Annotated in this window: 7 protein-coding genes; 4 read left to right on the forward strand and 3 right to left on the reverse strand. The window is 74.2% G+C overall.

Translation table 11 applies throughout. The features are described 5' to 3' along the window. Positions 1–295: 295 nt before the first annotated feature. The 3 genes from mmpB to FOE67_RS13385 form a co-directional block, all read right to left on the reverse strand. Complete coding sequence (mmpB, locus tag FOE67_RS30045; RefSeq protein ID WP_267133328.1) at positions 296–430, reverse strand: morphogenic membrane protein MmpB; 135 nt, start codon at positions 428–430, stop codon at positions 296–298. Between the two features lie 135 nt (positions 431–565). Next, the gene (locus FOE67_RS13380) at positions 566–775 is read right to left on the reverse strand and encodes an acyl-CoA carboxylase epsilon subunit (RefSeq protein ID WP_182663920.1); all 210 of its coding nucleotides are present in this window, start codon (positions 773–775) and stop codon (positions 566–568) included. Between the two features lie 94 nt (positions 776–869). Continuing rightward, on the reverse strand, positions 870–2,465 hold the full coding sequence (locus FOE67_RS13385) for an acyl-CoA carboxylase subunit beta (RefSeq protein ID WP_182663922.1): 1,596 nt from the start codon (positions 2,463–2,465) through the stop codon (positions 870–872). Between the two features lie 137 nt (positions 2,466–2,602). Here FOE67_RS13385 and FOE67_RS13390 point away from each other — a divergent pair, with 137 nt between their 5' ends. From FOE67_RS13390 to FOE67_RS13405, 4 genes are all read left to right on the forward strand, one after another. Then, the gene (locus FOE67_RS13390) at positions 2,603–3,484 is read left to right on the forward strand and encodes a biotin--[acetyl-CoA-carboxylase] ligase (protein ID WP_182663924.1); all 882 of its coding nucleotides are present in this window, start codon (positions 2,603–2,605) and stop codon (positions 3,482–3,484) included. A 174-nt stretch (positions 3,485–3,658) separates the two neighbouring features. Beyond that, positions 3,659–4,837: an adenylate/guanylate cyclase domain-containing protein gene (locus FOE67_RS13395; RefSeq protein ID WP_182663926.1), complete on the forward strand. Its 1,179-nt coding sequence runs from the start codon at positions 3,659–3,661 to the stop codon at positions 4,835–4,837. 194 nt (positions 4,838–5,031) lie between these two features. Then, entirely contained in the window at positions 5,032–5,799 is a 768-nt protein-coding gene (locus FOE67_RS13400) for an enoyl-CoA hydratase/isomerase family protein (RefSeq protein ID WP_194444236.1), read from the forward strand. A 113-nt stretch (positions 5,800–5,912) separates the two neighbouring features. Then, positions 5,913–6,166, forward strand: a 254-nt coding sequence (locus tag FOE67_RS13405) for a hypothetical protein (protein WP_182663930.1), incomplete at its 3' end; no start/stop codon positions are given.

The raw sequence follows: 6,166 nt of genomic DNA on the forward strand, positions 1-6,166 counted from the left end.
GGCGCCCCGGTGCGGGTGGGGTCGGTATCGGGTGCGGATGGTGCTCGGCGTGCGGACGATGCGCGTCGGGCAACGGATTCTTCCCCTCGTGAGGCGGGACCGGACGGTCCCGAAGCGGGGGGAAGCCCCGTGCATCCCCCCACGCGTGATCGGAAAACTACGCAGCGGAACGAAGCATTCAGTAGGGGGTCGGGAAGGGCTTTTGATGGAGAAGAGGTGAAGGTTCGGTGAAAGGCCAGGTGGGTGAGAGGTGAGAAAGCGCTTGCTCAGGGCGAGGGGGCGCCCGGGAAGGGGCTCAGCGGGAGCCCAGGGCCAACAGGGTGCCGAGCACCATCGCGACGGCGATCACCCACCCGGCCCGGCGCAGCATCGCGCGAACCGCCCCCGCCTCGTTTTCCGCCGGGGGCTCGCGCAGGTCGGACCAGAGCATGGTTCCGATGCTGCCCGGGTCGGCCGACGCGCGACCTGAGTACGGCTACTCAGATTCCGGTCGCACCGGTGCGATTCGACCCGGAGCCGGCCGGACCGGGGCCCTCTCCCCGACCCGGCCGGCCCCGGCGGCGGCTCAGGCCGGCCAGAAACTGGTGCGCCAGGCGTCCGGGCCCGGCGCCGGCAGCCGGGTCGGCACCGTGCGGGCGGGGTCGGACCACGGGGTCGGGCGCCCCGAGCCCCCGGCCTCCCCGGCGGCGGAGGAGGCGGCCGCCCGGGCCCGCACCACGGCCAGCGCGGCGGCCAGTTCCTCGGGGGTGGGGTTGCCTCGCAGGACACGGATCACGGCGCACCTCCGGCACTCGCGGAACGGACGGGACGGCCCCCGGCGCAGAACACCACCGGGGCCGCCGGGGACGGGTGAACGGTCGACCCCCCGCTCACAGCGGGATGTTCCCGTGCTTCTTCGGCGGCAACTGTTCCCGCTTGGCCCGCAGGGTCCGCAGGCCGCGCACGATGTGCCGGCGGGTCTCGGAGGGCATCACCACGGCGTCCACGTACCCGCGCTCGGCGGCCACGTACGGGTTGAGGAGGGTCTCCTCGTACTCGGCGGTGAGGCGGGCGCGCAGTTCCTCGCGCTCCGCGTCGTCCTCCACCGCGGCCAGGGTGCGCCGGTGCAGGATGTTCACCGCGCCCTGCGCGCCCATCACCGCGACCTGCGCGGTGGGCCAGGCCAGGTTCAGGTCCGCGCCCAGGTGCTTGGAGCCCATGACGTCGTAGGCGCCGCCGAAGGCCTTGCGGGTGATCACGGTGATCAGCGGCACGGTGGCCTCGGCGTAGGCGTAGATCAGCTTCGCGCCGCGCCGGATGATGCCGTTGTACTCCTGGTCGGTGCCGGGCAGGAAGCCGGGCACGTCCACGAAGGTGAGCACCGGCACGTTGAAGGCGTCGCAGGTCCGCACGAAGCGGGCGGCCTTCTCCGAGGCGTCGATGTCCAGGCAGCCGGCGAACTGCATCGGCTGGTTGGCGACCACGCCCACCGGCCGACCCTCCACCCGGCCGAAACCGGTGACGATGTTGGGCGCGAACATCGCCTGCGTTTCCAGGAACTCCCCGTCGTCCAGGACCAGTTCGATGACCCGGTGCATGTCGTAGGGCTGGTTCGCGGAGTCCGGGATGATGGTGTCCAGCTCGCGATCGGCCTCGGAGACCTCCAGGTCGGCCTCCTCGGGGAAGGCGGGCGGCTCGGAGAGGTTGTTCGACGGCAGGTGCGACAGCAGTGCCTTCACCCAGTCGATGGCATCCTTCTCGTCGCCCGCCATGTAGTGGGCCACGCCGGAGGTGGTGTTGTGGGTGCGGGCCCCGCCCAGCTCCTCGAAGCCCACGTCCTCCCCGGTGACCGTCTTGATCACGTCCGGTCCGGTGATGAACATGTGCGAGGTCTGATCGACCATCACGGTGAAGTCGGTGATCGCGGGGGAGTAGACCGCGCCGCCCGCGCAGGGCCCCATGATCAGCGAGATCTGCGGGACCACCCCGGAGGCGTGGACGTTGCGCCGGAAGATCTCGGCGAACAGGCCGAGCGCCGCCACCCCCTCCTGGATCCGGGCCCCGCCGCCGTCGTTGATGCCGATGACCGGGCAGCCGGTCTTCAGCGCGAAGTCCATCACCTTGACGATCTTCTCGCCGTACACCTCGCCCAGGGACCCGCCGAAGACCGTGAAGTCCTGCGAGTAGACGCACACCGGCCGACCGTCCACCGTGCCGTAACCGGTCACCACGCCGTCCCCGTACGGACGGTTGCGCTCGATCCCGAAGTTGGTCGACCGGTGCCGGGCGAATTCGTCCAGTTCGGTGAACGATCCCTCGTCCAGCAGCATCTCCACCCGCTCCCGGGCGGTCAGCTTCCCCTTGGCGTGTTGCTTCTCGATCGCCCGCGCGGAGCCCGCCTGCGCGGCCTCCTCCGTCCGTCGCCGGAAGTCGGCGATCTTGCCCGCGGTCGTGTGGATATCGGGCCGGATTTCCTGTTCGGACACGGGCTGCGGCTCCTACTCGTCCTCGGGTGGCTACCGATCCGTAGGTTAGCGGCGCGGAAGCTCTCCGACAGTGCGGCGTTGGACACACCGGGCGGGGACGAACGGGACCCCATTCGATGCCTCCTACCCTCTTGACCATGACACCATCCGCCGCCGGGCGCTGGACCGACCTCGACCGACCCCCGCTGGACGCCGGCGCGCTGCGCCGCGCGCTCACCGCCCCCACCGGCCCCTGGGCCGCCCTGGAGGTCCTGGAGAGCACCGGCTCCACCAACGCCGACCTCGCCGAGCGCGCCCGCGCCGGCACCGCCGTGCCCGGAACCGTCCTGATCGCCGAGGAACAGACCGGCGGGCGCGGCCGACTAGGCCGCAGCTGGAACGCCCCCGCCCGCTCCGGCCTCTTCCTCTCCGTCCTGCTCTCCCCCCGCGTCCCCGGTGAGCGCTGGGGCTGGCTCCCGCTGCTCGCCGGTGTCGCCGCCGCCGAGGCCCTGGCCCGCGCGGCCGGCACCGACACCGCCCTGAAGTGGCCCAACGACCTGCTGATCACCGTCGACGGGCAGGAGCGCAAGGCCGGCGGCATCCTCGCCGAGCGCGTCCCCACCCCCTCCGGGGAATCCCTGGCCGTGCTCGGCATCGGGATCAACGTCAGCCTGCGCGCCGACGAGCTCCCGGTGCCCGGCGCGGGCTCCCTCGTCCTGGCCGGCGCCCCCGGCACCGACCGCGATCCGCTGCTGCGCGCCGTGCTGCGGTCCCTCGCCGACCGCCTCCGCCGCTGGGAGGAGGCCGGCGGCGACCCGGTGACGAGCGGGATCAGCGGCGCCTACACCGCGGGCTGCGCCACCCTCGACCGCGAGGTGCGGGCCGAACTGCCCGGCGGCGACGAGGTGATCGGCCGCGCCGTCGCGCTGGACGGCGACGGCCGGCTGGTGATCCGCACCGGCGACGGGATCCGTCGGGCCGTCTCGGCCGCCGACGTGGTGCACCTGCGCGCCCGCCCGACGGGCCCGGGGCACGGGTGAGCGGCCCCCGCCGTCGTCCGGACGGCCCCGGCGTGACGCACCGCACATCTGCCGTAGGGTGGTGCGGTGACGCCGCGCGCAGGGCGCGGCGGATCGGAACGGCAGGGGCAGTGCACAGCGGAGCGACCTCCACCCGGACCCCCGTCCGGCAGGCGCGGACGACGGGCCGCGATCGTGGCTGAGCCGGAGTTCCCCGAGGAGGCGGGGGCCGCGTCCGGGCCCCCGCCCCCCGGGCCGGCCGCCGCTCCGGCGCCGGACGGCACCGCCCACGCCCCGGAGCCGCACGGCGCGGCCCCGGACGGCACCACCGGGGGCGACGCCGAGGAGGGCGACGACACCATCGCCCTGCGCCTGGAGCAGCTGATCATCGGCTCCGAGCGGCAGTACACCCCCTACCAGGCCGCCCGCACCGCCGACGTGCCGATGGACCTGGCCGCCCGTTTCTGGCGCGCCATGGGCTTCCCCGACGTCGGCCAGGCCAAGGCGCTCACCGAGGCCGACGTGCTGGCGCTGCGCCGGCTCGCCGGCCTGGTCGAGGCGGGTCTGCTCAGCGAGTCGATGGCGGTCCAGGTCGCCCGGTCCACCGGCCAGACCACGGCCCGGCTGGCGGACTGGCAGATCGACTCCTTCCTGGAGGGCCTCACCGAGCCCCCGGAGCCGGGCATGACCCGTTCCGAGGTGGCCTACCCCCTGGTCGAGCTGCTGCTGCCGGAGCTGGAGGAGTTCCTGGTCTACGTCTGGCGCCGCCAGTTGGCCGCCGCCACCGGCCGGGTGCTCCAGGCCCAGGACGACGCGGAGATGGTGGACCGCCGGCTCGCCGTCGCCTTCGCCGACCTGGTCGGCTTCACCCGGCTGACCCGACGGCTGGAGGAGGAGGAACTCGGCGAACTGGTCGAGAACTTCGAGACCACCGCCGCCGACCTGGTCGCCGCCCGGGGCGGCCGGCTGATCAAGACCCTGGGCGACGAGGTGCTCTACGCCGCCGACGACCCGGCGCTCGCCGCCGACATCGGCCTGGAGCTGGTGGAGACCCTGGCGGAGGACCCGAAGATCCCGCAGATCCGGGTCGGCATCGCCTTCGGCACCGTCACCACCCGTATGGGCGACGTCTTCGGCAACACCGTCAACCTGGCCAGCCGGTTGACCTCGATAGCGCCCAAGGACGCCGTTCTGGTGGACGAGGCGATGCGGGAGGAGTTGACGGCGGTCGGGGCGGCGCCGCACTCCGAGAAGGAGGCCGACGAGCGGGCCGCGGGGGCCGCTCCGTACCGCTTCGGCCTGCGCCCCATGTACCGCCGGCCGGTGCGCGGCCTGGGCGTGATCGAGCCCTGGATCCTCTCCCGCCGCACCTGAGCGCTCCCCTCCTCCGCGACCGACCGGTCGGCGTGCGATGATGCCCCGGTTCGGTGAGCGATCGTTAACCGGAGGCGGATGTGACGGACGGGACGAGCACCACGGGTGGGAACGCGGCGGGTGACACGGGGGCCGGGAGCGGGGCGACCGCCGGGAGGGACGCCGGGGCCGCGCCCGTCCGGCACGGGGAATGGCTGGAGATCCGCCGCCACGGTGCGGTGGCCGAGCTGGTGCTGGACCGCCGAGCGGCCATGAACGCCGTCTCCACGGCCTTCGCCCGGGACATCGCCGACGCCTGCGCCGCCCTGGCCGCCGACCGCTCGGTGGCGGCGACCGTCCTGTCCTCCTCCCACGACCGCGCCTTCTGCGTCGGCGCGGACCTCAAGGAGCGCAATTCCCTGAGCGACGCCGAACTGTCCCGGCAGCGGCCGATCGCCCGTTCCGCCTACACCGGCGTGCTGGAGCTGCCGATGCCCACCGTCGCGGCCGTCCACGGGTACGCGCTGGGCGGCGGGTGCGAGCTGGCGCTGTCCTGCGACCTGATCGTCGCCGACGACACCGCCGTCCTCGGCCTGCCGGAGGTCTCCGTCGGCGTCATCCCCGGTGGCGGCGGCACCCAGTTGCTGCCCCGCCGGGTGGGCGCGGCCCGCGCCGCCGAGCTGATCTTCACCGCCCGCCGGGTCGAGGCGGAGGAGGCCCGCGAGTTGGGGCTGGTGGACGTGCGGGTGCCGGCCGGCCGCGCCCGCGCCGAGGCACTGGGGTTGGCGGGTCGGATCGCCGCCAACTCCCCCGTGGGGCTGCGGGCCGCCAAGCGGGCGCTGCGCACCGGGTGGGGCACCGATCTGCGCGCGGGGCTGGAGATCGAGGACGCGGCGTGGCGCACGGTGGCCTTCTCCGGGGACCGTGCCGAGGGCGTGGCCGCCTTCAACGAGAAGCGTTCGCCCAGGTGGCCGGGGGAATGAGCCGGGGACGACCGAACCCCCGGGGCCGGGTCGGCCGGCCCCGGGGGCGCACGGGGCGCGCTCAGGGGCACGAGGGGAGCGCGAAAGCGCCCTCACGGTCATAACCTTGCGACATGAACGAGGACCGTCGGCTGCGGGCCGTCACGCGGTTGGCGGAGGAACTCGCCGGAATCACAGGCCTGCCCGAAGCCGCCCGACTGGTGGCCGAGCACGCGCGCGAGGCGCTGGCGGCGGACTCCGTCGCGGTCCTCCTCGCCGACGCCGCCCGCCGTCCGCGCCCCGGCCGTCGCCCGTGCCCGCTGCGCCCCCTCGCCATAGCCGGCTCGCCCGGCGCCGGACTCACCACCCCCGGTCGGCGCCCCGACCC

Source organism: Streptomyces calidiresistens (genome assembly GCF_014141525.1).
Taxonomy (GTDB): Bacteria; Actinomycetota; Actinomycetes; order Streptomycetales; family Streptomycetaceae; genus Streptomyces; species Streptomyces calidiresistens.